The sequence below is a fragment of the Bacillus sp. SD088 genome (assembly GCF_017355205.1).
Lineage (GTDB): Bacteria > Bacillota > Bacilli > Bacillales > Bacillaceae_C > Lederbergia.
In genome coordinates, this window is the sequence record NZ_JADIJK010000027.1 from 27,774 (window position 1) to 51,767 (window position 23,994).

A 23,994-nucleotide genomic window follows, 5' to 3' on the forward strand; every position below is an offset into this window, starting at 1 on the left:
TTACGGGCTGTTGATCCCCCACTTACTATTCTAGATTTTTCCACGAATTTTTGAAGTGGGGATCTTACAGCCAGTTAATGCGGGATAAACTAGTATTTTACAAGTAAGTATCTATTGTGACAGAAAGATTAAGTAAATGAAGATTGTATAAAGGGCGGGAAGAATACATTCTCGCCCTTTCTTTCTGTCTAGACCATGTATATATATATAGTGAACTTCTAAGAATCAAAGGCCCAATTCGTAACATCCTGCTAGGCCTAAATATGTCTAAAATATGAATAATCAAGAAAATGCGCTATTAGCTGAAACTTTTTACCGTATAAAACGTCTATATAAGAGTAAGTAGATTTATCCCGCATTAACCCACCTCAAGACTTTAAAGAATACAGTGAAACCGTAGGGGGAGAATGAGGAAACAGACTAAGTTCGCAACAACAATTGCCACGTCTGCACTAGCACAAGATCCTTTGCGTCGAAAAAAACCCACTGATTGAAGTTTCACTTTATTTGTGTGTTCTTCAATTTCTGGTTATTCACAGTAAAACCATTATGATCAGAGATAATGAGAGGTTCCAATATTTGAAAAAAGTTGGGTTTGAAATAGTTTAGGAGGTTAGCAAAATTGAGTAAGTTGAAAAAGGCCACTATATTGCTTCCAGTAATTGCAGCCTTTTTGCTCTGGATCAAAACATATATTGTATATAAAACAAGTTTTTCTATTACTATTGAGAACTTTATGCAAGAGATTATCTTATTTATGAATCCGATTAGCTTTTTGTTATTCGCCTTCGGTCTCTCGCTATTTTTTAAAACGGAAAAGGGGAAATCACGCTATATCCTCTTAACTAGTTTGATTTTAAGTTTTATTTTATATGCGAATGTAGCTTTTTATCGATTTTTCACAGATTTTCTAACTTTACCAGTATTATTTCAAACCAATAATTTTGCTGATTTGGGTGATAGCGCAGCAACCGAAATTCATTGGTACGATTTCCTTTATTTTATAGATGTCGTAATTGTCTATTATCTGACTCGCTATTACTGGAAAAATACAGAGTTTACTCCTGTGAAAAAATCAAGTCGTCGTGCTTATTTTCTTATATCGGCAGCGATCTTATTCCTTAATATTGGCCTTGCAGAAGCAGAACGTCCACAGCTTCTTACAAGGACTTTTGATAGAGAAATGTTAGTGAAAAATTTAGGAACATACAACTATCATTTATATGACATTTTTTTACAATCCAAATCATCTGCACAAAGAGCAATGGCAGACGGAAGTCAATTGGTGGATATCGAAAATCATGTGAATGCAAAATATGTGAAACCAGACCCTGAGATGTTTGGGATCGCAGAGGACCGTAATTTAATTGTGGTCACATTGGAGTCTTTGCAAAGTTTTGTAATTGATCATGATATGAACGGTGAAACAGTCACACCATTTTTAAATGAATTGATTGACGATAGTTATTACTTTGATCAGTTTTATCACCAAACAGGGCAAGGAAAAACATCCGATTCGGAATTTTTGTTAGAAAATTCTTTGTATCCGTTAGGTCGGGGAGCTGTGTTTTTCACCCATTCGGGTAATAAGCTTAATTCACTGGCAAGCAAGCTCGGTGACAAAGGGTATTTCACATCAACGATGCATGCCAATAATAAAAGCTTCTGGAATCGCGATATTATGTATGATTCGATTGGATATGACTACTTTTATTCAGCAGATGATTATGAGATTACGCCAGATATTTCAGTTGGCTGGGGAATGAAAGATATTCCATTTTTTGAGCAATCGGTTGATCTAATGAATACGATGGAACAACCATTTTATACGAAGATGATTACTTTGACGAACCATCACCCATTTAAATTGGATGAGGAAGATAAATTTATTGATGAGTATGATTCGAAAAGTGGTACGTTAAATCGTTATTTCCAAACGGTTCGTTATATGGATGAAGGATTGCGTCACTTTTTTCAAGAACTCAAGGATCAAGGAATATATGAAAATTCCATTATTGTGATGTATGGGGATCACTATGGTATTTCAGAAAATCATAATGAAGCGATGGCGCAATATTTGGGCAAAGAAGTAACCCCATATGTAAGCGCCCAGTTGCAACGCGTTCCATTGTATATTCATATTCCAGGGGTTACAGATCAAGGGAAAGGCAAAACGATCTCAAAAGTAAGTGGTCAGATTGACTTAAAACCCACGTTACTTCACTTAGTAGGAGTGGAATCGAAAAATGATATAGCCTTTGGAGAAGATCTGTTTTCACCTGACCATCAAGATTTTATTGTATTTAGAGATGGCAGCTTTATTACAAGTGAGTATATATATACGAGAAATACTTGTTATTCCAAAGAAACGGAGGAACCTGTAGAAGAGACATTCTGTGAACCATATAAAGAGAAAGCAAGCAAAGATTTGGGTTATTCCGATAGCATTATTAATGGTGACTTGTTACGTTTTTATGAAGATGACTAGTAATAAAATTGAATATAAAGCAAGATTGCCATCAGGGGTGATTTACGGACGGCTGCATCGCAATAATTTTCAACTCCCCAACTGCAGGTTGCGGGAGTTGTTTTGAAAATCGATTATTATAAATGTTGTAAATGCATAATCTAAGTCTCCCAAGATCACGAATGAAGTTAAAAGGCAACTTCTTGAAGAGAAGAATTGGCTTGACTGAGGTCAGCGGAATGTTGGCTTTAAAAGAAAGAGGGGAGTGGAAGTGCAGAAAAAGTTTTTTTGGATATTCTTGATCCTACTTGTACTGATCGTTTTACCTGGTTGTACTTTGTCACAAAATAAATTTGTTTCACCAGAAATTGAGAAAAAAGACCCTCCTCCTACATCGAAAGAAGATGAACAATCAACTCCCACTCCATTTCAATTAGAGGCGGGTGACGAGTTTGAACAAATATATGGTTGGGTTGATGACGAAACGATCCTATATGCATTTATACATAAAGGGAACTACCAATTAGCGACCTATCAGCTTTATGAGGGCAAAACAGATGTTATTTTCACTTCTCAATCCCCTTTTAATGAAGTTGTGATTCATCCTGATAAAGAGCGACTGCTTGTATATACCTCAGAAAATGCACACTCTGCAAAGCTTGATTTTATTGATTTAGCAGGTGATGTTAAATTTTCCACATCTGTTGATTCACATGAAATTGCTGCAGAATGGAATCCAGAAAATTCCAATTTGATGATGATCACAGCTTTTTTCGAAGATTGGTCTTATGAAAGTTTACAGCTTGATGTTGGTGATCATTCCATTCAGAAAAAAGAAGGAATAGAGCCATTTATAAAGTGGTTTGGAGAGGAAGCTATTCTCATACAGGAATGGGCACCAGATGAGCCGAGTGTTTTTGCTCCTCTCGTTCAACAATCACTCTCTAATTCTCCGGAAAAAGAAACGCTTATAGATCATCTGTACCGTTTTGATGTTTTTTCAAATGTCCTGATGACGATCGATGTGGCTGATATGGATTCAGAACAATTGGAGTACCAGTTTTTTGACTCTTCGTTACAGGAGATGATGTCTTCCATACAGGTACCGAACTTAACGCAATATACAGACTGGTTAATCCCTTATTATGACTATATCGAGTCGGAGCAGGTATTTCTCACGTTCGTACCAAAACAGCATGGAAGTGCCGATATGTATACGGAAGGCTTTCAACTTATTGCCTATGACCTCTCAAAGCAAAATGAAGAAGTCATGTTCGATCATATGGAAAATAAGCCGATTTCCTGTTCGCCTAATTGGAAATTATGTTTATATGGTTACCAACTAGAAGAATTAATCAACTTAGAAACGAAGGATCGACTGGTATTACCCCCCAAAGAAAAAGAGGAAGAGAATGACGAGTTGATTACAGCAACATAAAACGGTGCAGGAAAAAATCCTGCACCGTTTTATTAATGATCTTCATATTACTTAGGTAATGAATCAGGAAGATGGATAAGTGTTGCAACCGCGAAAAATCCAAAAACAGCTAAAGTTCCGAAACCGAATAAAAATCCAAGGATATTCTTGTTCTTTAAGGCACTAATGACTGCGAAAACGGCTAATAATGCAACTAACAAAAAGATAATACCTGTACCCATGTATAAGAAACTCCTTTCTGTAGGATCATTCCATTTTTTTATGTAATGAATACTCATACTCACATCTATTTTATAGCTTTTTCTCAGATTTGTCGAGCGGTAAAAGTGACACTTCTTTGAAAGCTATGTTATGAATAGTATATACGTGAATGAACAAACTCATTCAATGTTTACTTTTGAGATAAAGGGGCGAAGAATGTTGAAATGGATGCAAATCCCACTAGGGCCGTTACAAACCAATTGTTACCTTCTTGTAAATGAGCGTAAAGAATGTATTATCTTTGATCCCGGTAGCCAAGGAGAAGAGTTCAATCAATATGTAGCAGATCAACAGCTTCAACCATTGGCGATTCTGTTAACTCATGCACATTTCGATCACATTGGCGCAGTTGATCATGTTAAAAAGCAGTGGCAAATTCCAGTTTATCTTCATGAATTAGAAGGAGAGTGGTTGACTAATCCATCTTTAAACGGTTCCGGTCGTTTCGGAGATGATATTACTGCACAACCAGCTGAACACCTTATTACTGGGGAAGGGGAATTGGAAATTGGACCGTTTTCTTTTGAGATGTTCCATACACCTGGTCATTCGCCAGGAAGTCTTTCTTATTATATAAAAGAGATTCAAGCTGTTGTAGCAGGAGATACTTTATTTGCTGGAAGTATAGGTAGAACAGATTTACCAGGAGGAAACCATAGTCAATTGCTTTTAAGCATTCAAGACAAATTATTAACAATGCCGGTGGAAACGGAAGTACTGCCTGGTCATGGACCAACCACCACCATTCTGGATGAGAAAAAGAGAAATCCTTTCCTTTAAAGAGGTTATTCAAAAAAGCAAGTAGCTTCGACCAAGTACCGACACGCCCTGTGTCGAACCTCGAAGTCATCACACACGTTCAAGTTCGTTGGCTTGCTTTTCCGGTATTCAAGGAGAAGGAATTTTTACTACAACTGTAAAGTCAGGACATCTGTTTAAGAAAAAAAGACTGCATCTCTTATAATAGATAAGCAGTCTTTTTTCATGTTACCCTAATCCGCCGCCAGGAGGCATTAGGAACAAGGTATAGTATGTAAATCCGCACATAAATACGGTTAAATATGCGGCGAATACATACATATACATACGTTCAGATAATTTTAAATAACTAAGAAGAACAAAAAATCCAGTTTGGCCCAAGAATAGTAATGCCGTTTTCTCCATATCTCCAAGATACAGCATAATAGCAAATATACCGGTCCAAAAGCCTAATACTCTATACATGCGGTCCATATGTATTCCCTCCTTTTTAGCGTTCATCCATCAATACCTTATTATATAGGAAAGTCGATTGAAATGTAAATATATGAGCTAGCAACTTTGTGTCAAATACGTGGACTCTTTATGATCCGACTTAGATATAGTATACCTTAGAAAGAGCAAGATCATCCTTTATGGCTTGGATTTTATTTTTTAAAAATATTTTTCAAATTCATGCAGGAAAAACAGGAAACATGTCGAAAATGTTATTTGAGAAAGGTATGAAAGGTGGTGTTTTATGAAAAATGAGCATTGAGAAAATCGCAGAATCCATATTGTCCCAGGCTTTGTATTATCAGGCTACAGATATTCACGCTATGCCTCGTTCAGCGGATTATCTGATACAATTTCGGATCCATGGTATTTTGACCTCCCATAAAAAAATCCCGATTCAAATGGGAGAGAGGGTTATTTCTCACCTGAAATTTTTAGCCTCCATGGATATCGGTGAAAGAAGAAAGCCGCAAAGCGGTTCCCTACAAACTTACATCTCCGGAAATTTGACTTCATTGCGAATATCCACCTTGCCTACCGCAAAGGCAAAAGAAAGTATTGTGATTCGCATCCTTCATCATAAAAAAATCCTTTCTCAACAAAAATTATCCCTATTCCCAAAGAATATGCATATCCTGCAAAATTTTATGACACAAGCACATGGTTTGATTCTCCTAACAGGTCCGACTGGGAGTGGAAAATCTACATCCATGTTTACGTTGGCTGACTATTGTTCTAAGCAACTGAATCGCCGGGTTATTTCATTGGAAGATCCTGTTGAGCAACAAAATGATCATTTTATACAAGTTCAAGTGAATGAAAAAGCAGGGGTGAGTTTTCATAAAGGCTTGAAAGCTATTTTACGACATGACCCAGATGTGATTTTAATAGGGGAGATTCGTGATGCGGAAACAGCGTTTATAGCTATAAGGGCCGCCTTGACGGGTCATTTAGTTCTTTCGACTTTGCATACGAGAGATGCAAAGGGTGCTTTGTATCGTTTAAGCGAATTCGGTGTCAAACATCATGATTTAGAGCAGACTTTGCTCGCTATTACTTCGCAAAGATTAGTCACGTTAAGATGTCCATTCTGTGGATTTTCATGTTCTAAATATTGTATTCGATCGCAAATATCGAAGAGAACAGGAGTGTATGAACTTTTACACAGTCAAACCTTACAAATGGCTATGAAAGAATTAAAGGGGGGAGATCACTTTTCTCCATCATTGTCCTTACCAAAACTGATTGCAAAGGGGGCTGCGCTTGGCTATATTTCAGATGAAGAATATGAAAAATGGATTGTTGATGAAAAAAATATCGATAAAAGACCAAGGGCAATTTTTTATTAGAGCGAGTGATATGCTGGAAAATGGTTATACCTTTGTAGAAGTCTTTCAATTCTTTATGAATATTCAAGAGAAACAACGTTCCCTTTTTGCATCCATGATGAAAGATTTACAAGAAGGCAATGCCATCCATGAGGTTTTCCTCCAGCATGGTTTTGATAATCGAGCATGTGCAACAATTTATTTTGCGGAAAAACATGGATTTCTTGCAAAATCATTTCAGGAAAGTGGCAATTACTTACTAAAAAAAATAGAACAACAGAAAAAATTACTAAAGTTAATTCAATACCCATGTCTATTATTTGTAGCTTTACTGATTGTGATTTTTATTTTAAAGACCGTGCTATTACCACAATTTCAGCTTCTCTATCGTACAATTGGTTTTCAACCAAATGGGATGACTCAAACCCTCATTCACTTGGTTGATCATCTCCCCATATATTTCGTTATTTCTCTCAGTGTTTGTTTTCTACTCACTTTATGTATAAAAAGATATTTCCGCAAGAAATCAGCCTTTGAAATCGCTACGTACCAATCTTCCATTCCCTTTTACCAATCCTACTATAAACTATATCAAACTATTTTCCTTGCTAGAGAATGGAGTTTATTGTTCCAAAGTGGCCATTCCTTAAATGAAATTATCAAGATGATGGAAACGCAAAATTTTCGTCCACTTATGCAAGAGGTTGGGGGATTTTTGAAAAAGGAACTGATTTTGGGAAGCTCTTTTCCTAATGCGCTTTCTAAGCTTCATTTTATTGCAGACGAAATGGTTATCATTGCTGCCCATGGGGAGAAAAATGATCGACTAGGCAGTGAATTGTTGTATTATAGTCAAATTTGTACAGAGAGATTAGAGGAGAAAATCTTGCGCTTTATGTCAATTATTCAACCATTGATTTTTATTTTGGTCGGATTAATGGTGACTGTGATGTATATGTCGATCTTTTTTCCAATGTTTCAAATGATGGATTCTATTTAATTATAAGGAGGATCAGTAAAGTGAAATATCTACGGAATCAGAAAGCTTTCACTTTAATCGAGATGCTAATTGTTCTGCTTGTTATTTCTGTGATTTTGCTTATTACGTTACCGAATGTAACGAAGCATAATAAAAATATTAATAGCAAAGGCTGTGAAGCATTTGTATCGATGCTTCAAGGGCAGGTACAAGCTTATCATATAGAGAAAAACCAATATCCAAAGGATTTTCAAGAGCTTGGTGACGCGGGGTATCTTGAGTCGGAAAAAGTCACATGTCCAGATGGTAGTGAACTGGAAATTGTAAACGGGAAAGTTCAGCCTATCAATAAGCCAGGGTCGTGAAGCATATACAGTCAAGCAAAGGCTTTACCTTGTTAGAGATGCTTATTGTCTTATCCGTTGTATCGATCATTTTGCTATTTAGTATTTTCACGTATCAATCCTTTTCTGACATGCTGGAGAAAAAAACATTTATTACCCAACTAGAAGCGGATTTATATTATGCCCATGCTTACGCTCTCAGTAGAAGGGATAAAGTGCAAATTCAATTTTCGTCGATCAAGAAAGAATACAAGGTTATCGATGTTCAGTCTGGTGAAATAGTATTGGAGAGAAGGATTCCATCAACGATTTATATTCAAAAAAGTAATGTGAATAGCTTTGTCATTAACTCGGAAGGAAATGTTTCTAATTTTGGTACCATTATTTTTCAACAACATCAGCATACAATCAAATTGACATTTTATATTGGAAAGGGGCGCTTTAGGATTGAAGAATGAGAGAGGTTTTAGTTTTTTAGAAGGGCTTCTCTCCCTTTCCTTTCTTCTTATACTGTGTATAACTTTATTTCCTATCTCCTTTTCGATGGTGAACAAATTATCTGACGGGAAAAAAGAAATGATTGGATACCGACTCTTATATGAATATGTCGAGCAAAATCCGGTTTCTAAGTATCCACTGGGAGAAACAAGACTGAGCCAAGGTATTCAGTATGAATTATTTTATGAAGAAAAAACAGGGAATAGGAGAGCTTGCTTTCGTTATGAAAATCGTCAAAAATGTGTTGAATAAGTCATCAGGCTTTACCTTATTAGAAACCCTATTTTCAATAATGCTAGTCACTTTAATGATGTCGATACTGCCACTTATCTTTCAATCGGTCCATACGTTGGATGGGCTCATGAAGACAGATCAAGATTATGAATGGAACTTATTCATAATCGGCTTACGGAAGGAGCTGGAGAAATCGGAACAGGTCAATGTTGTGAAAGTAAACACGAATACTAGTCTCATTTTAGAAAAAAGAGACCAAGTCATTACTTATGAGCGCTATGGTCGATCATTGCGTAGGCAAGTGAATAAACTAGGACACGAAATTGTATTACAAGAAATTCAACATTTTGAATTTCTATTGAATGGAGACGAGCTTGAACTTCAAGTTGAATTCATAGATGGATTAAAAGATGGAGCAGGTTTTACTATTAAGGAGGCAGAGTCATTTTAAAGCAAGAGAAAGGGGCCATTTATCCACTTGTTATGCTCATTTCTGCGCTTGTTTTAATTTTTATAGGTGAAATGGTCCATATTTATGTAGCGGAGTGGGGGTATATCCAAGAAATTCAATCCTTTTATCAAAGTGAAATCAGGGAAATAATTCAACAAAATGCAAAGGAAAGAAATTTAATGATAAAATAACCATAAATGAAAGTGTGAAACAAGGGGGAGCATCACTTTGAATATAAAAGGACCATTATTTTTGATTGGATTTATGGGAGCTGGAAAAACCTCTGTTGGTGAAAAACTAGCTGAAATTTGCGGCACTTCCGTAGTGGATTCCGACCAGGAAATTGAGCGCAAGGTGAAGATGACCATTCCGGAAATTTTTGCTGAATACGGAGAGGTATATTTCCGAAGAGTGGAATCTGACGTGTTAAGCGAGTTATCTCAGGAGCCTGTTATCATTACAACAGGTGGAGGGATAATCTTAAAAGAAGACAATCGAGAGGTATTAAAAAAATGTAAGACGATTTTTTTACAAGCTCATCCTCGTTCCATTCTGGAGCGTGTTGGGCTAGATAGCGGAAGGCCACTTTTGCAAAATAAGAGCTTGGAAGAAGTGACAGATATGTATCAAACGAGGATGCCTTATTATTTGGAATGCGCATCATCTGTGGTGGATACAAGCGAATTATCGATTGAAGAGGTTGCCCAAATGATTATACAAAAGATGAATGATTTCTAATTCACTTGGTTATACTTTACAAAGGAAGTAGTTTTTCCAACCATTTCCTTAATTGTAAAGAGGTGAAGGCGATGTCGTTTGATGATTATATGAGATATATGACAGAAACCTTTGTGAAACATTTTGAAAGACCGAAAGCAGAGCGTAAACAAATTAGATTGAAGCGCAAAGAGGCTAGTCCACCAAAGTTATACCAATGGTTTGGTTTAATGCCTTATTCTATTCGGATGATATTCAAAAGATAGGTTCCCCTTTTGATCAAGAGGAGAGCCTATCTTTTCTTATTGAGAAAGTGCATTTAAATAGAAAATTCCCCCATTAATGATTTCGACATTTATCAACGGCTCGTATTGGTCTTGAAGTGCTTTTTTTTCAACTTCATAGGTTTTCGGCTTTTCTTCTTGGTCCTCGTAGAAATGATCAAGCAGATCTAAGTCTTGTTCCCAACGTAATTTTGCCTCTTCAGCCCATGTATGATCTGTCGAATGAAGTTCTTTCTGTAAATAGGCTTCCATTCTATTTAAGCCACTTTCTGGTTTAATGATCGGGGAAACGGTAAAGCAATAGTCAGGAATTTTTGCTTGGAGATCTATCTGCTCCATTTTATCGAAAAATTGATCGAACAAAACCCCATTAATCAAATTTAATCCAAGCGATCTTAGAATATCTTTCTTTCTGTCACATTCATAAGAGATTTTAATATTCAGCATTAACCATGGGTGTAAGGGAACCTGTTTATTGATGGTCCCTTTCGCAGGATTTTCATAAAGGCGTATAAACCCAGCCCTTTGCTTCGTGATAGCGAAGAGCTGATGCAGACGTGGAGCTCCGAAATGAATCACTTCGCCTTTCAAATCTTCTGGTGCTTGTTTTGGGTCTGTGATTAGGTGAATTTTCATTGGATTAGGCGTTCCACCCGTCTTTTCTAAATAAGTCCAGTAAAAAGGACGATTCATTAATGCTTTATCCATATCAATGGTTAATTGTACGGTCATATATCCTGGTTCATTTTGCTCAATTGGACAATCATTTTCTGTAAAAAAGGTTTCAAGATATTCGCGAATGTCATTCTGCTGCAATATTATCCTCATCCTTTCTTATAGAATCTGCAAATTGGATGATAGAAGAGAGATTGTCCATCTTAATTTTCATTTCCCCTTCAGAATGAGAGGTTTGGAAAATATCTTGGACATATTCCTCCATGTTTAAATGATCAAACCTTGTGAGAATTTCATCCAATTCTCCAACGATTCGTTCAAATAAATTTATTTTTTCATAAAGCAGTTTTAAAATATGTTCTTCAATTGTTTCCTTTATTGAGAAGTTATAAATATGAACATCTTTTTCTTGTCCTAAACGATGGATTCGTCCAATTCGTTGTTCTAATCGCATCGGATTCCAAGGTAAATCAAAATTAATAATATGGGAACAAAATTGTAAATTGATCCCTTCTCCACCTGCTTCTGTGGCGATCAACACCTGAGCATGATTTTTAAACAGCTCTCGCATCCAATCTTTCTTACCACGCTTAAACCCACCTCTAAAAGGAACAGAGAGAATGCCATTTTTTTGCAAAAACCACTGTAAATATAATTGGGTTGCGCGGTATTCTGTGAAAATGATGACTTTATCATTGATCGTTTGAATCAATTCTAACGCTTTTTCAGCTTTCGAGTTTTGTTGAACGACATCAATTTTTTGCTTGACATCATTCATTTTCTCAACAATAGCTGGAGAAGGATTATCCATTTTATTTAACATGTTTTTTAACGTCATAAATACGGCTTCTCTACTACTACATGCTTCTCTTTTTAGGGTGAGAAGGGAAAATCCATGTGCAGCAAATCCATCTACTGCATTTTTTAATGTATCAATGGATTGATATAATGCTTTTTCTTCTTTTGAAAAATCGATAAAAATACTTTCGACATGGCGTTCAGGCCATTCTACTCCTGTTTCACCTCGCCTATTTCGGATCATCACTTTATTCACTAATTCTTTTAAATATTCATCTTGTTGAAGGGTAGCTTTATTATTTTTATACTGGTCTAAGAAGCCACTTTCTGACCCTAAATGCCCAGGCTTAAGTAAAGAGACAAGGTGAAAAATTTCTTCCATTCGATTTTGAATAGGGGTAGCTGTTAATAAAAGACAAAATTTTTTCTTAAGAGATTGGACAAATTGATAGTTTTTCGTTTTAGGATTCTTTAATTTATGGGCCTCATCAATCACAATAAGATCATAATTTTGCTTAGCAATTATTTCTCTATGTGGGCTGCGTTTAGCCGTATCGATTGAGGAGACCACAACAGAAAATTGATCCCATACATAACTTTTCCTTTGGGGAACGGCTGGAATATGAAATTTTTCGTTCAATTCGCTAACCCACTGAGAAACAAGGGAAGCTGGTACCAAGATGAGCGCTTTTTTGACCAGCCCTCTAATCATATATTCCTTTAAAATCAATCCCGCTTCAATCGTTTTCCCCAATCCCACTTCATCAGCTAAAATCGCCTTTCCGTTCATTTTTTCAACCACTTGTTGAGCGGTTTCCAGCTGATGGGGTAATGGGGTTAATTGCTGTAAATATTTTGGTGCTACTAAACCTTCAAAGCTAGGGATTGTTAAATGTTTCTCGGTTTTCATTGCCAGTTTAAATAGTTCTACATTGGCCCAAGGACCGTCTTTTTCTAATCTTTCTATAAAATCTTTTCTCCAATTTTGGTCGAATTGTATGTTTACGGACATAAGTACCTCCTACAATAAAGCGAGACATATCGAGTGGGATTTTAAGCAGTTAGGTACTAGTATAGCCAAAAAACTAAATATCTATTTCTGTGTTGGGGATTGCGCTTTATTAATGCATATAAAAGCACCGCAGACAATTAGGGCTCTGCGGTGCTTAGATCAACTATTATATTTTTTTGTGGCCTTTATTTTCCCGGTCCACTTTTTAAATCCACCTTGTAGTTGGTAAAGTTGCTTGTATCCTTTTTTGTATAGCATTTGCCCAGCTCTTCCGCTGCGCATTCCACTTTGGCAATAAAGATATACTGGTTTATCAGGACGAATTTCTTTCATTCTATTTTTCAATTGAGAAATAGGGATATTGCGAGCCCCTAAAATATGGCCGGCATCGAATTCATTTGTCTCACGCACATCAATGAGTTGTGCTTTTCGATAGCCCGAACGAAATTCATCTTCTGAAAGTGTGTTTATAATTTTCTTTTGATGAAAAAAATTATATAGAGAAAATATGATGATAATCCCTAAAATAATAAGTAATGTGTATAAAGCTGTCAATTTTTTTCTTCCCCCCTCTGGTAAACAAGCCTATTTTTTATTATATTATTCAATGCGGCCTTTATCAAAACTTTTATATGAGTTGTGAGGAAATTTAGTAAAAGGGGTAATGAATACGAAAAAGGAAAATATCCAAAACTGTCGTTTTTTTTGATTTTTTCGTAACGAATCTTTGTTTTTCTCGCGATATCATCCATTTTTGAATTTGACAAAAGGCAAAATCTTTTTACTTGATTTACAATATATTGTGTTTAATAATGGTTTAGAAACAATATATAGTATTGATAGTGATTATTTTAGAGGGGTTTATGTGTTTCTTAAGATGGAAGGAGTTAGTTAAATGGCAACAGCTTTTCAACAATACGCAGATTTGAATATTGAAAGATTAAACAAGGATATCCGACAGTTCGAACAAGTATTTCCCGTTACAGCAGACATGAAGATCACACATAAGGGGGTATCCCGCCTCGTTATGATTGATCGGTATGCATATAAGGATACAGAAAAAGTAACATTAGCAGCAGGTGACTTTATTGTTTTAACGATTAAAGAAGATCCGAAATTTCCGGCAAGAGGATTGGGTTTTATCCAATCAATTGATTGGGAAGAGAATACAGCACAAGTTCTTGTAGAAGAGGAATTCCGTAATTCGTTAGATGAGGCAGAAGAAAGACAAACAGGACTCATCGATCGCCCGCTTGATGTCATCGAAAAACCGTTGGAAGTTTTTTATGAACAAATTGCTAAAAGAAACGCTAATGGTTTGGCTGCGGTAGAAAAGACAGCCGACAAAAAACAAGAATGGTTTGAGAAGTTTTATCAAGAACTTTCAAGCTTAAATTTTATTCCGGCGGGACGAGTTTTATATGGCGCTGGTTCTGAGACGGATGTAACGTACTTTAATTGTTACGTTATGCCTTTTGTCCCGGATTCTAGAGAAGGAATTTCGGAGCACCGTAAGCAAGTAATGGAGATTATGAGTAGAGGGGGCGGAGTTGGTACGAATGGTTCCACTTTAAGACCTCGGAATACACTCGCTCGTGGTGTCAACGGGAAATCATCGGGATCTGTTTCATGGCTTGATGATATTGCAAAGCTTACACATCTAGTTGAACAAGGTGGGTCTCGTAGAGGGGCTCAAATGATCATGCTGTCTTCTTGGCATCCAGATATTGTGGAATTTATTATTTCCAAAATGCAGAACCCAAGAATTTTAAAATTCCTAATTGAGAATACAACAGATCCTGTCATTAAAAAACATGCCAAAGATAAACTGAAATTTACTCCTTTAACACAAACAGAAGAAGCAATGTACCAAGGGATTCTCAATTATCGTAATATGCCTGGATATGGCGGTTTTGATGAGTCTATTTTTCTTGAAGCTGAGGAGAAATTAAATGAAGGTGGTACGTATTCTGTTCATAACTCTGAATTTTTAACAGGAGCTAATATTTCTGTTTGTTTGACAAATGATTTTATGGAAGCAGTCGATGCAGACGGTGAATATGAGCTTCGTTTCCCAGATGTTGAAAATTATGATCAGGAATCCATGCAGATTTATAATGAAGAGTGGCATAATGTTGGGGATGTGCGTGAATGGGAGAAACTTGGTCATAAAGTGCGTACATACCGAAAAATGAAAGCAAAAGAATTATGGAATTTAATTAATATTTGTGCCACCTATTCAGCAGAACCAGGCATTTTCTTTATTGATAATGCTAATGACATGACCAATGCGAAAGCATATGGACAAAAGGTTGTTGCTACTAACCCGTGTGGGGAACAACCGCTCGCACCATATTCTGTTTGTAATCTGGCGGCTGTCAATCTTGCGAATATGGCAGATAAAGAAAAGAAAATTGTTGATTTTGAAAAACTAAGACAAACCGTTAAAATCGGTGTAAGAATGCAGGATAATGTCATCAACGCAACTCCTTATTTCTTAGAAGACAATAAAAAACAAGCACTTGGAGAAAGACGTGTTGGGCTTGGTGTTATGGGACTTGCCGATCTTTTAATCTATTGTGAAAAGGAATATGGATCAGCCGCAGGAAATAAGCTTGTTGATCAAGTATTTGAAACCATTGCAACAGAAGCCTACAAAGAGTCGATTGAAATTGCGCAAGAAAAAGGTAGTTTCCCATTCCTTCAAGGGGAATCGGAAGAAGAAACAAAACGTTTACGTCAAGCCTTTATTGAAACAGGTTATATGAAACAGATGCCAGAGGAGATTAGGGAAGATATTTTAGAATACGGTATTCGTAATTCACATCTACTAACTGTTGCGCCTACGGGTAAAGTGATTGCCCCCTATATCTGTAAAGATGTAGCGTAAACTTGGCTATATGCGGGAAACTCTCAGTATCCATTCGTACTCGCGTCTTGCCAACGCTCAATTAGAGTAAAAATCGAATGGTGGAGACAATCCGCAGGGAAGTCGTGGCTGACCCTTCAACGACTACACGCTGAGCAACCATGAAATATGCACCTCAGAGAAATAAGAATATAATGAGGTGACATAATGAAAAAATTATGTTTAAATTGCGGAATTACAATGAATGTTAAACCCAGTCTTTATCAAAGAAAGAAATTTTGTTCCCGAAAATGTAAAGGGGAATACCACTCAAAAAAACCAGATGCTTTTCAACATTTAAGTAAAAAGACAACTGTAATTTGTGCATATTGCGGTAATAAATTATTAAGAAAACCTTCTTCCATTAGTAAGAGTAACTTTTGCAATCGAACTTGTCGTACGGCTTACTTAAGAGCTAATGGCAAAAACACAAATCAACATTTAAAAAAACAAATCACGAAAATTTGTCTTGCTTGCGGGGAAGAATTCAAGGTAATTGAATCAAGAAAAGAAACTGCAAAATATTGCTCTAGGTCTTGTCTGGGAAAAGCAAATGGTGAAAGAGGTAAAATTCAGTATAGAAAACGAGTTAAAATTCAATGTACTAATTGCTCACGTACATTAGAACGTAAACCCTCCATAATAAGGCAATGGAATTTTTGCGATAGTACTTGTATGGCTGAATATTATACAAAATCCGGAGCTTTTTCGGGGGAAAATAACTTGGCTTGGCAAGGTGGCGATATTGATTATTATGGTCCTAACTGGAGATCTCAAAGAAAAAAAGCCAGAATTAGAGATAATTTTACTTGCCAAGATTGCGGACTAACCGAAAAAGAATATGGTAAAGAACTATCTGTTCATCATATTATCCCTTTTAGGGAGTTTAATGGAGACTGGGAAGAAGCAAATAGATTAACGAATTTGGTTTGTTTATGTGAACATCCGTGTCACCGCAATAGACATAAAAACATGGTTGATGATATAGTCTGATCCCCATGGCGACATGGGGAGCGGGTACTAATAATCCCGCCCTCTATAATTTCTAGAGAGTAACAAAAATGAGTACAGGCACAATGGTTGGCGTTTCTACAGGTTTAGAGCCTTATTTCTCCTTTACGTATTATCGCAGTGGCCGCCTCGGGAAGTTTATAGAAGTAAAAGCAGATATTGTGGAGGAATTTTTACAAGCAAATCCTGATACGGATCCAGATCATTTACCAGAATGGTTTGTGACTTCGATGAGTCTAGCGCCAGAGGCTCACGCGGATGTACAATGTATCATTCAACGGTGGATTGATAGCTCTATTTCTAAAACTGTGAATGCACCAAAAGGATATGCGGTAGAACAAGTACAAAAGGTGTATGAACGACTCTACCAGGGAGGAGCAAAAGGCGGAACCGTGTATGTGGATGGAAGTCGTGATTCACAGGTCCTTACTTTGAAAGCCGAAGATAATACAGCGGAGACAAGTGAGCAGCTACAGTTTAGTGAACCAGTAGTCTTGGTTGATACAATCCAGGATCTTCGCTCAACAAGTGTTACATTTGGATCTGAGGTAGGAGATACATGTCCAGTCTGCCGCAAAGGAAATGTTAAAGATATTGGTGGATGCAATACTTGTGACAACTGTAACGCCCAATTAAAATGTGGTTTATAAATTTTAAGCAACACAAAATGTGGATTTAAAATCACCCCCTTAGATTATTTTTATCTAAAGGGGTGTTTTTATGTCCAAAAGAGCTAGAATGAACAAGGATATTCGTATTGACAAATTTAAATAAATAGATATGATATGTATCAATTAGTATTTGCATTACGAAGATTTGTTTAAAGCATTCGGAGTATAAGAACAAAGGCTATGATAAGAAAGAGTAGCAATCATGTAAACAGACAGAAAGTTACCGGTTGATGAGAGGTGCATGTTGAACGATTGTGAATACATCTTGGAGCTGTGTACCGAACAGGATTTCCTTAGTAGGCTACTACCGGTTAAGCACCCGTAATCATGTGCTAAAGTATCGTCAAATGACTGTACTTACTAAGATAAGCTATGTGAGTTGCTTATGAATTAAAGGTGGTAACACGAGATGAATCGTCCTTTTGGTTAATCCAAAAGGGCGTTTTTTTATTATCCTTTGCTTCTTGTAGTACTTGCAATATTAGAAAAAATATTTCAAGGAGATGTTAGTATGATAGTAAAACCTGAAGAACAATTAAAAATTATTAAGAAAGGTGTTCAAGAAATAGTAAACGAGAAAGAATTACTGGTTAAATTAAAGAAATCATACCAGTCACAGACTCCGCTTATTATTAAATTAGGGCTTGATCCTTCTGCACCTGATATTCACTTAGGTCATGCAGTTGTATTAAGAAAAATAAAACAGATGCAAGATCTAGGTCATAAAGTTGTAATTATTATCGGTGATTTTACAGGTCGTATTGGAGATCCAACAGGAAAAGCAAAAGGTCGACTAGCTCTAAGTGATCAACAGGTTAAAGCAAATGCAAAAACATACTTTGAACAAATCTTTAAAGTTTTAGATTCAGAAAAAACTTCTGTCCGCTATAACAGTGAGTGGCTTTCAAAATTAACATTCGAGGAAGTCATTAAATTAGCAGCAACAACATCAGTTGCAAGAATATTAGAACGAGATGATTTCCAAAACAGATATAATAATCAAGTACCAATAGGAATTCACGAATTTTTTTATCCACTAATGCAAGCGTACGATTCGGTAGAGATACAAGCGGATATTGAATTAGGTGGTACAGACCAAACATTTAACATTCTTATGGGCCGTACACTTCAAAAACACTGGGGATTAGAAAAGCAAATTGCCATTTTTATGCCCTTGCTTGAAGGGCTTGATGGTATAGAAAAGATGAGTAAAAGTCTTGGAAATTATATCGGAGTATATGAACCGGCAGAAGTAATGTTTAAAAAAGTTATGGAAGTACCAGATAGCCTAATTATTAAATACTTTGAGCTGGCAACGGATGAGCATCCAGAAGAAATAGAAAACATTAAACCGCTTCTTGAAAAAGGAGTAAATCCAAGAGATATTAAAATTAAATTGGCTAAAATCATTACGAATTTATACTGTGGAGAAGAAGAAACGAAAAGAGCGATATCATATTTTGAAACGGCTTTTAGTAAAAAAGAAATACCAGATGATATCCCAGAATTATTAATAGAAATTGGTGCAGAAACAGTTGAAGCCATCATCCCACAGCTAATTGAAAAAGGATTCGTAAAGAGTAAAAGCGAATTTATACGATTGGTTAAACAAAATGGTGTACAGCTCAATAAAGAAAAAATAAATGTAGATGATTTAGACCGTGTATTAATGAATGAAGAAGTATTACAAATTGGTAAAAAGCGATTTATACGTTTCATTAAATAATATAGAAATATTTTGGAGCGTTAATTGGATATTTCAATATTAACGCTCTTTTTTCTTATTGTACTAAGTTACTTTTCTTCTGTAAGACATATAAATGCGCTTCAACAATCAGACGTTTTTGTTGAAAAGTGTATAACATAAAATAATCAAGCCTGTCTTCTGTTCTAAAAATGTTTTCCTCTTCTAAAATAATAAAAAGGCGGTAACAGGAGGGGTAGGGAATGAATGTAGATGGCGTCTTTTCAGGTGGTGGGATTAAGGGCTATGCCCTTATAGGGGCTTACGAGGTTTTGGAAGAAAAGGGCATTAATTTTAACAGATTGGCGGGAACAAGCGCTGGAGCAATCATGGCTACCTTTATAGCGGCTGGTTATACAAGCAAAGAAATTCTAAAACTCTTGAATGAGACCGAGATTTCCGTTTTTTTAGATCAAAAAAAGACCCTTATTCCCTTTGCCATTTCAAAATGGTTATGTTTATACTGGCGGATGGGCCTATATCAAGGGAAAGCATTGGAGGAATGGATTCGTCAAACATTAGCGGATAAAGGGGTGTATACGTTTGCGGATTTACCTAAGGGGAAGTTAAGACTGATTGCCTCAGATCTTTCATCGGGGAAGCTACTCGTATTACCAGATGACCTTGAGGCATTAGGGATTCCAAAAGAAACATTCCCGATTGCTAAGGCTGTAAGAATGAGCTGCGGGCTTCCCTTTTTCTTTGAACCTGTGAAATTACGTTCCCTGTCCGGAAAAAATATTATCGTGGATGGGGGCTTATTAAGTAATTTCCCGATCTGGTTATTTGATGAAGAGAAAGGGAAGAAAAAGCGTCCTATCCTTGGAATCAAACTTAGCTATCGAGCTGATGAACAACCAAAAAGAGAAATAAAAAATGCATTATCATTATTTGAGGCATTATTTAGTACCATGAAAAACGTTCATGATGCGCGCTATATCTCAAGGAGACATGAGAAGAACATCATTTTTATCCCGTTAGGCGAGGGTCTAACGACTGAATTTCATTTATCAGATCAAAAAAAAGACGTCCTCGTTGAAACAGGACGTATCAGAACAAGAGAATTTTTGAAAACTTGGACATATTAGTTGATTAAAAAATAGCACGGTCTTTTTTCTTCCCTTTTTTTCCCTCAATCACTGTTAAATGGGCTGTAGACTTTTTGCGAAGCGGTCTTTTTGTAGACTTATTTGTATGAGCACTTTTCCTTGGCTGCTCATACTTTTTTCTCGAGAATTTAGCTGCTTTCGCGTAAGATCTATTTTCTTTATAACCGTTCTTTCTCCTCATAAAAGCACGAATAACAAGAAAAATAATTCCTGCAATGAGAACCGTGACAAACAGCTGAAGAAATAGACTGGCAGGATTATAATAAAGCCAGGTACCTAATCCAATAAGAGCAGCGATGATAATTCCACCAAATAACCAATTCCGTATGATCAAGAATGCCACCTCCTCGGGAGTATTGAACAGTATTCCCAAAAAGAAAACCAAATATACTATTTTGAACGTTAATAGAATAGATGTTAATTCATTTTCCACTGGAAACCAATAATGCAAACAATCATTCTTCTAGAAAATCAAGATTCGCTTAAAAGGCTTCATCTATATCTTACTAAAAAAATAAAAATTTCACCAGTTATAAATGTAACAGCCGAAAATGGGCAAGATAATGCTGAGGTGAGAATTGTGCGCAATAGAGAATATAACACGCAATATTATATGTCATTAACGCAATTGTCGATTTATACAGGCTTTGTTGCAGGTGCTGGAGGGACTTTATTATGCTTTGCCGCTCATTACTTTCATTTTACCGAGATTAAGCCATCATTTATATTAATGATTTTTAACGGAGATTGGAAAGATGGCTGGCTGGGGATCTTGATATCTTGTTTAATATATGGGTTGATTTCAATAGCGGTGGCGAGTGGCTATTATGCTTTATTGAAAACTAAGCGATCGATTATATGGGGAGGAGTTTACGGAGCGGCACTTTTTTGTCTTGTTTTTTTAGTCTTCTATCCTGTTATTCCCACCATTCAGTTTATTACGAACTATAATATCATGACGATTCTAACGGAAGCGAGCTTTTTTATTTTGTATGGAATTTTTATTGGCTATTCGATTTCATATGAGTATAATGAACAACAATACTGGAAGAAAGTTGAATCTCATTGACCCTACACTATAACTAGATGCTGGTTGGCTTTTTATGGTAAAATGTGTTTGCGAAAGGATTTTGATTTTTGGGTGGGAGAAAAATGAAAATACTCGTTTTAAATGGCCCTAACTTAAATATGTTGGGAAAAAGGGAACCCGATATTTATGGGACAGATTCGTTAGCTAAATTGGAAGAAAACTTACATCAATTGTGTCAAAAAGAAAGCATGGAAATCGATCTGTTCCAATCTAATTATGAGGGTGCCATTCTTGATGAATTACATGCAGCAGAAAACAAAGGATATGCAGGCATTATTATGAATCCAGGTGCGTTTACACACTATAGTATTGCCCTGAGAGACGGAATTGCCACTATTGATTTACCAGTGATCGAAGTGCATATCTCAAATGTTTATGCTAGAGAGGAATTTAGAAGTAAATCAGTAACTGCCCCTGTATCTATTGGCCAAATTACGGGTTTAGGACTATATGGTTATGAATTAGCACTTCTAGCTTTAAAGCAATACATACAAGGGAGAGGGTAAAATGAGTAAGTTAGATAAAATCCGTTCGTCTTTTCAATCACTGGGAATTGATGGCATGTTTGTGACAAGTCCATATAATGTACGCTATATGACGAACTTCACAGGAACAGCTGGTTTAGCTTTAATTTCACAGGACCGAGCCATCTTTATTACTGATTTTCGATATGCGGAACAAGCTCAAAATCAGGCACAAGAATATGAGATTTCTATTCATTCAGGACCGATTATGGATGAGGTGGCAGCGAAAGTAAAAGAGCTAGGTATAACAAAATTAGGATTTGAACAAGATTATATGTCTTATTCTACTTGGACTCAATACGACCAAGCTGTTTCTGCAGAATTTGTCCCTGTTTCGAATTTGATGGAAAATATGCGGTTAATTAAGACGAATGATGAAATCGCTAAAATTAAAGAAGCAGCAGACATAGCGGATGCGGCCTTTAAACACATCCTTGATTTTATAAAACCTGGAAAAACCGAATTAGAAGTATCGAATGAATTAGAGTTTTTTATGAGAAAATGTGGAGCCACCTCTTCATCCTTCGACATTATTGTCGCTTCTGGAAAAAGATCTTCTATGCCACATGGTGTTGCCAGTGATAAAGAGATTGAAAAGGGAGATTTTGTGACAATGGATTATGGTGCCCTCCATAAAGGGTATGTGTCTGATATTACTCGCACGATTTCGGTGGGAGAGCCAGCTGCTACTTTAAAAGAAATTTATGATGTGACATTAGAAGCGCAATTACGAGCAATGGAACAAATTAAACCAGGGATGACTGGTATCGAAGCGGATGCGATTGCCAGAGACTATATCACGGAAAAAGGATATGGAGACTATTTTGGGCATTCTCTCGGCCATGGAATTGGATTAGAGGTACATGAAGGACCAGGGCTTTCTAAACGGTCTAAGATTACACTGCAACCGGGTATGGTGGTGACAGTCGAACCAGGAATCTATCTTCCGGATGTAGGCGGTGTACGTATTGAGGATGATACCTTGATCACTGAAAAAGGAAACGAAGCCCTTACCCATTCAACGAAAGATTTAATTATACTTTAATAAAAGTTCAAAAAGTCCGGTAAAAATGACCTGCGGGATAAAGGGTCTTCGATAATTACCGACACGTCCTGTGTTGAACGTCGAAGTTAGCATACACGTGCAAGTTCGCTTGGTTTGCTTCTCTGCTCTGCACCTTTGGAAAGAATATCACTTTTCCTAGGTGCGATGCGGATTCGAGGAAGTTTTCCTTGTGCCCTTGCATCAAGGAAAGGAACTTCTACTAATACCGTCCACGTCCTGTGGGCAACGTAGAAGTCAGCACTTCCTGCGCAAGTCTGCCTTGAACTTTCTCGACGTACAGGATGTACTAGTGTCGGGCGTTAGCGATTGACGTCAGCTCTTTTATCCGACATGGTCTTTTTTATCCTCCTTTTTGAACACATATTTTAAGATTTGGAGGAATAAAGATGATTTCAGTAAATGATTTTCGTACAGGACTTACAATTGAAACAGATGGAGGGATTTGGCGTGTGATTGATTTTCAACACGTGAAACCTGGAAAAGGAGCTGCTTTTGTAAGATCGAAGTTACGGAATTTACGCACTGGTGCGATTCAAGAAAAGACATTCCGTGCTGGTGAAAAGGTAGAAAGAGCACAAATTGATAATAAAACAATGCAGTATCTTTATGCTAATGGGGATATGCATGTGTTCATGGATAATGAAACCTATGAACAAATTGAATTACCAGAAGCGCAAATTGAATATGAATTGCAATTCCTAAAGGAAAACATGGAAGTTCATCTTATCATGTATCAAGGGGAAACATTAGGTGTTGATTTACCAAATACAGTCGAACTTGAGGTGAGTGAAACAGAACCAGGTATAAAAGGGGATACAGCCTCTGGTGGTTCGAAGCCGGCAACATTAGAAACAGGTCTAACGGTCCAAGTCCCTTTCTTTGTCAACACGGGAGATCGTCTAGTTATTAATACATCTGATGCAAGCTATGTTTCGCGAGCATAAACGAACTATTTTTAAGGGTGCTGAAATTTTTTCTGATTGTTAAACAGAATAAGCTATGACAGTAAAAAACGACTCTAACATTCGAAATGTGAATGTAGAGTCGTTTTTTTGTTTTTTTCTAAGAGGTTATTTCATATTTAGAGACAAGCTGAATACATATTAGTTAGAGGATTGATAGAGGGGGAGG

At 36.6% G+C, this 23,994-nt stretch carries 24 protein-coding genes, 2 pseudogenes and 1 other annotated feature; of the genes and pseudogenes, 20 read left to right on the forward strand and 6 right to left on the reverse strand.

Going from position 1 to position 23,994, the window contains the following annotated elements; translation table 11 throughout:
* Window positions 1-622: 622 nt before the first annotated feature.
* Window positions 623-2,488, forward strand: a complete 1,866-nt coding sequence (locus IPU53_RS19865) for an LTA synthase family protein (RefSeq protein WP_207452741.1) — start codon at window positions 623-625, stop codon at window positions 2,486-2,488.
* Between the two features lie 250 nt (window positions 2,489-2,738).
* Entirely contained in the window at window positions 2,739-3,905 is a 1,167-nt protein-coding gene (locus IPU53_RS19870) for a hypothetical protein (protein WP_207452742.1), read from the forward strand.
* A 47-nt stretch (window positions 3,906-3,952) separates the two neighbouring features.
* On the opposite strand, the gene IPU53_RS19875 is transcribed toward IPU53_RS19870, so the two are convergent.
* Complete coding sequence (locus IPU53_RS19875; protein WP_207452743.1) at window positions 3,953-4,126, reverse strand: DUF2759 domain-containing protein; 174 nt, start codon at window positions 4,124-4,126, stop codon at window positions 3,953-3,955.
* Window positions 4,127-4,325: 199 nt separating this feature from the next.
* Between IPU53_RS19875 and IPU53_RS19880 the strand changes: the two genes are divergently transcribed.
* Complete coding sequence (locus IPU53_RS19880; RefSeq protein ID WP_207452786.1) at window positions 4,326-4,946, forward strand: MBL fold metallo-hydrolase; 621 nt, start codon at window positions 4,326-4,328, stop codon at window positions 4,944-4,946.
* Window positions 4,947-5,153: 207 nt separating this feature from the next.
* Here the strand turns inward: IPU53_RS19880 and IPU53_RS19885 are convergent, their stop codons facing one another.
* Window positions 5,154-5,399, reverse strand: a complete 246-nt coding sequence (locus IPU53_RS19885) for a DUF2626 domain-containing protein (protein ID WP_057983290.1) — start codon at window positions 5,397-5,399, stop codon at window positions 5,154-5,156.
* Window positions 5,400-5,671: 272 nt separating this feature from the next.
* On the opposite strand from IPU53_RS19885, the gene comGA reads away from it, so the two are divergent.
* From comGA to IPU53_RS19925, 8 genes are all read left to right on the forward strand, one after another.
* Complete coding sequence (comGA, locus tag IPU53_RS19890) at window positions 5,672-6,769, forward strand: competence type IV pilus ATPase ComGA (protein ID WP_207452744.1); 1,098 nt, start codon at window positions 5,672-5,674, stop codon at window positions 6,767-6,769.
* On the forward strand, window positions 6,726-7,748 hold the full coding sequence (gene comGB / locus IPU53_RS19895) for a competence type IV pilus assembly protein ComGB (RefSeq protein WP_207452745.1): 1,023 nt from the start codon (window positions 6,726-6,728) through the stop codon (window positions 7,746-7,748). Before comGA ends, comGB begins: the two co-directional genes overlap by 44 nt.
* 20 nt (window positions 7,749-7,768) lie before the next feature.
* Window positions 7,769-8,092, forward strand: a complete 324-nt coding sequence (comGC, locus tag IPU53_RS19900; protein ID WP_207452746.1) for a competence type IV pilus major pilin ComGC — start codon at window positions 7,769-7,771, stop codon at window positions 8,090-8,092.
* Entirely contained in the window at window positions 8,089-8,529 is a 441-nt protein-coding gene (comGD, locus tag IPU53_RS19905) for a competence type IV pilus minor pilin ComGD (protein ID WP_207452747.1), read from the forward strand. The genes comGC and comGD overlap by 4 nt, the downstream gene beginning before the upstream one ends.
* On the forward strand, window positions 8,519-8,821 hold the full coding sequence (locus IPU53_RS19910) for a hypothetical protein (protein WP_207452748.1): 303 nt from the start codon (window positions 8,519-8,521) through the stop codon (window positions 8,819-8,821). Before comGD ends, IPU53_RS19910 begins: the two co-directional genes overlap by 11 nt.
* A complete protein-coding gene (gene comGF / locus IPU53_RS19915; protein WP_207452749.1) occupies window positions 8,793-9,254 on the forward strand; it encodes a competence type IV pilus minor pilin ComGF in 462 nt (153 codons plus the stop codon). The genes IPU53_RS19910 and comGF overlap by 29 nt, the downstream gene beginning before the upstream one ends.
* Before the next feature lie 228 nt (window positions 9,255-9,482).
* The gene (locus tag IPU53_RS19920; RefSeq protein ID WP_207452750.1) at window positions 9,483-9,992 is read left to right on the forward strand and encodes a shikimate kinase; all 510 of its coding nucleotides are present in this window, start codon (window positions 9,483-9,485) and stop codon (window positions 9,990-9,992) included.
* 71 nt (window positions 9,993-10,063) lie between these two features.
* Window positions 10,064-10,237, forward strand: coding sequence for a YqzE family protein (locus IPU53_RS19925; RefSeq protein ID WP_207452751.1), 174 nt, complete (start codon window positions 10,064-10,066; stop codon window positions 10,235-10,237).
* Between the two features lie 36 nt (window positions 10,238-10,273).
* Here the strand turns inward: IPU53_RS19925 and IPU53_RS19930 are convergent, their stop codons facing one another.
* The 3 genes from IPU53_RS19930 to IPU53_RS19940 all read right to left on the reverse strand — a co-directional run bounded on the left by IPU53_RS19930 (window position 10,274) and on the right by IPU53_RS19940 (window position 13,295).
* Entirely contained in the window at window positions 10,274-11,071 is a 798-nt protein-coding gene (locus tag IPU53_RS19930) for a YqhG family protein (protein ID WP_207452752.1), read from the reverse strand.
* Entirely contained in the window at window positions 11,058-12,740 is a 1,683-nt protein-coding gene (locus IPU53_RS19935; RefSeq protein ID WP_207452753.1) for a DEAD/DEAH box helicase, read from the reverse strand. The genes IPU53_RS19930 and IPU53_RS19935 overlap by 14 nt, the downstream gene beginning before the upstream one ends.
* Before the next feature lie 159 nt (window positions 12,741-12,899).
* Entirely contained in the window at window positions 12,900-13,295 is a 396-nt protein-coding gene (locus IPU53_RS19940) for a rhodanese-like domain-containing protein (protein ID WP_207452754.1), read from the reverse strand.
* 340 nt (window positions 13,296-13,635) lie between these two features.
* On the opposite strand from IPU53_RS19940, the pseudogene IPU53_RS19945 reads away from it, so the two are divergent.
* The 5 genes and pseudogenes from IPU53_RS19945 to IPU53_RS19965 all read left to right on the forward strand — a co-directional run.
* A pseudogene (locus IPU53_RS19945) lies at window positions 13,636-15,591 on the forward strand (vitamin B12-dependent ribonucleotide reductase); the annotation flags it as partial.
* 225 nt (window positions 15,592-15,816) lie between these two features.
* Window positions 15,817-16,641 (forward strand): HNH endonuclease, encoded by an 825-nt coding sequence (locus IPU53_RS25085; RefSeq protein WP_242698451.1) that lies wholly within the window; start codon window positions 15,817-15,819, stop codon window positions 16,639-16,641.
* A gap of 71 nt (window positions 16,642-16,712) precedes the next feature.
* Window positions 16,713-17,309, forward strand: a pseudogene (locus IPU53_RS19955) (vitamin B12-dependent ribonucleotide reductase); the annotation flags it as partial.
* Window positions 17,310-17,501: 192 nt separating this feature from the next.
* Window positions 17,502-17,755 (forward strand) — a binding site (T-box leader).
* An 86-nt stretch (window positions 17,756-17,841) separates the two neighbouring features.
* On the forward strand, window positions 17,842-19,056 hold the full coding sequence (gene tyrS / locus IPU53_RS19960) for a tyrosine--tRNA ligase (RefSeq protein WP_207452755.1): 1,215 nt from the start codon (window positions 17,842-17,844) through the stop codon (window positions 19,054-19,056).
* Window positions 19,057-19,277: 221 nt separating this feature from the next.
* Window positions 19,278-20,162 carry a patatin-like phospholipase family protein gene (locus IPU53_RS19965; protein WP_207452756.1) on the forward strand — a complete coding sequence of 295 codons (885 nt, stop codon included), beginning with the start codon at window positions 19,278-19,280 and terminating at the stop codon, window positions 20,160-20,162.
* 4 nt (window positions 20,163-20,166) lie between these two features.
* On the opposite strand, the gene IPU53_RS19970 is transcribed toward IPU53_RS19965, so the two are convergent.
* On the reverse strand, window positions 20,167-20,517 hold the full coding sequence (locus IPU53_RS19970) for an SA1362 family protein (protein ID WP_207452757.1): 351 nt from the start codon (window positions 20,515-20,517) through the stop codon (window positions 20,167-20,169).
* Between the two features lie 111 nt (window positions 20,518-20,628).
* Here IPU53_RS19970 and IPU53_RS19975 point away from each other — a divergent pair, with 111 nt between their 5' ends.
* The 4 genes from IPU53_RS19975 to efp all read left to right on the forward strand — a co-directional run bounded on the left by IPU53_RS19975 (window position 20,629) and on the right by efp (window position 23,807).
* Window positions 20,629-21,252 (forward strand): YqhR family membrane protein, encoded by a 624-nt coding sequence (locus IPU53_RS19975; RefSeq protein WP_207452758.1) that lies wholly within the window; start codon window positions 20,629-20,631, stop codon window positions 21,250-21,252.
* Window positions 21,253-21,335: 83 nt separating this feature from the next.
* The gene (gene aroQ, locus IPU53_RS19980) at window positions 21,336-21,779 is read left to right on the forward strand and encodes a type II 3-dehydroquinate dehydratase (protein ID WP_207452759.1); all 444 of its coding nucleotides are present in this window, start codon (window positions 21,336-21,338) and stop codon (window positions 21,777-21,779) included.
* 1 nt (window position 21,780) lies between these two features.
* Entirely contained in the window at window positions 21,781-22,842 is a 1,062-nt protein-coding gene (locus IPU53_RS19985; protein WP_207452760.1) for a M24 family metallopeptidase, read from the forward strand.
* Between the two features lie 407 nt (window positions 22,843-23,249).
* Window positions 23,250-23,807, forward strand: coding sequence for an elongation factor P (efp, locus tag IPU53_RS19990; RefSeq protein WP_207452761.1), 558 nt, complete (start codon window positions 23,250-23,252; stop codon window positions 23,805-23,807).
* The last annotated feature ends 187 nt before the right edge of the window (window positions 23,808-23,994 follow it).

What these genes read in the sequence shown, in the direction of transcription:
- IPU53_RS19875 (WP_207452743.1), bottom strand. Translation starts at nt 4,126, where the DNA reads ATGGGTACAGGTATTATCTTTTTGTTAGTTGCATTATTAGCCGTTTTC.
- IPU53_RS19885 (WP_057983290.1), bottom strand. Translation starts at nt 5,399, where the DNA reads ATGGACCGCATGTATAGAGTATTAGGCTTTTGGACCGGTATATTTGCT.
- comGA (WP_207452744.1), top strand. Translation starts at nt 5,672, where the DNA reads ATGAGCATTGAGAAAATCGCAGAATCCATATTGTCCCAGGCTTTGTAT.
- comGB (WP_207452745.1), top strand. Translation starts at nt 6,726, where the DNA reads ATGAAAAAAATATCGATAAAAGACCAAGGGCAATTTTTTATTAGAGCG.
- comGF (WP_207452749.1), top strand. Translation starts at nt 8,793, where the DNA reads ATGAAAATCGTCAAAAATGTGTTGAATAAGTCATCAGGCTTTACCTTA.
- IPU53_RS19925 (WP_207452751.1), top strand. Translation starts at nt 10,064, where the DNA reads ATGTCGTTTGATGATTATATGAGATATATGACAGAAACCTTTGTGAAA.
- IPU53_RS19935 (WP_207452753.1), bottom strand. Translation starts at nt 12,740, where the DNA reads ATGTCCGTAAACATACAATTCGACCAAAATTGGAGAAAAGATTTTATA.
- IPU53_RS25085 (WP_242698451.1), top strand. Translation starts at nt 15,817, where the DNA reads ATGAAAAAATTATGTTTAAATTGCGGAATTACAATGAATGTTAAACCC.
- tyrS (WP_207452755.1), top strand. Translation starts at nt 17,842, where the DNA reads ATGATAGTAAAACCTGAAGAACAATTAAAAATTATTAAGAAAGGTGTT.
- IPU53_RS19965 (WP_207452756.1), top strand. Translation starts at nt 19,278, where the DNA reads ATGAATGTAGATGGCGTCTTTTCAGGTGGTGGGATTAAGGGCTATGCC.
- IPU53_RS19975 (WP_207452758.1), top strand. Translation starts at nt 20,629, where the DNA reads ATGCAAACAATCATTCTTCTAGAAAATCAAGATTCGCTTAAAAGGCTT.
- aroQ (WP_207452759.1), top strand. Translation starts at nt 21,336, where the DNA reads ATGAAAATACTCGTTTTAAATGGCCCTAACTTAAATATGTTGGGAAAA.
- IPU53_RS19985 (WP_207452760.1), top strand. Translation starts at nt 21,781, where the DNA reads ATGAGTAAGTTAGATAAAATCCGTTCGTCTTTTCAATCACTGGGAATT.
- efp (WP_207452761.1), top strand. Translation starts at nt 23,250, where the DNA reads ATGATTTCAGTAAATGATTTTCGTACAGGACTTACAATTGAAACAGAT.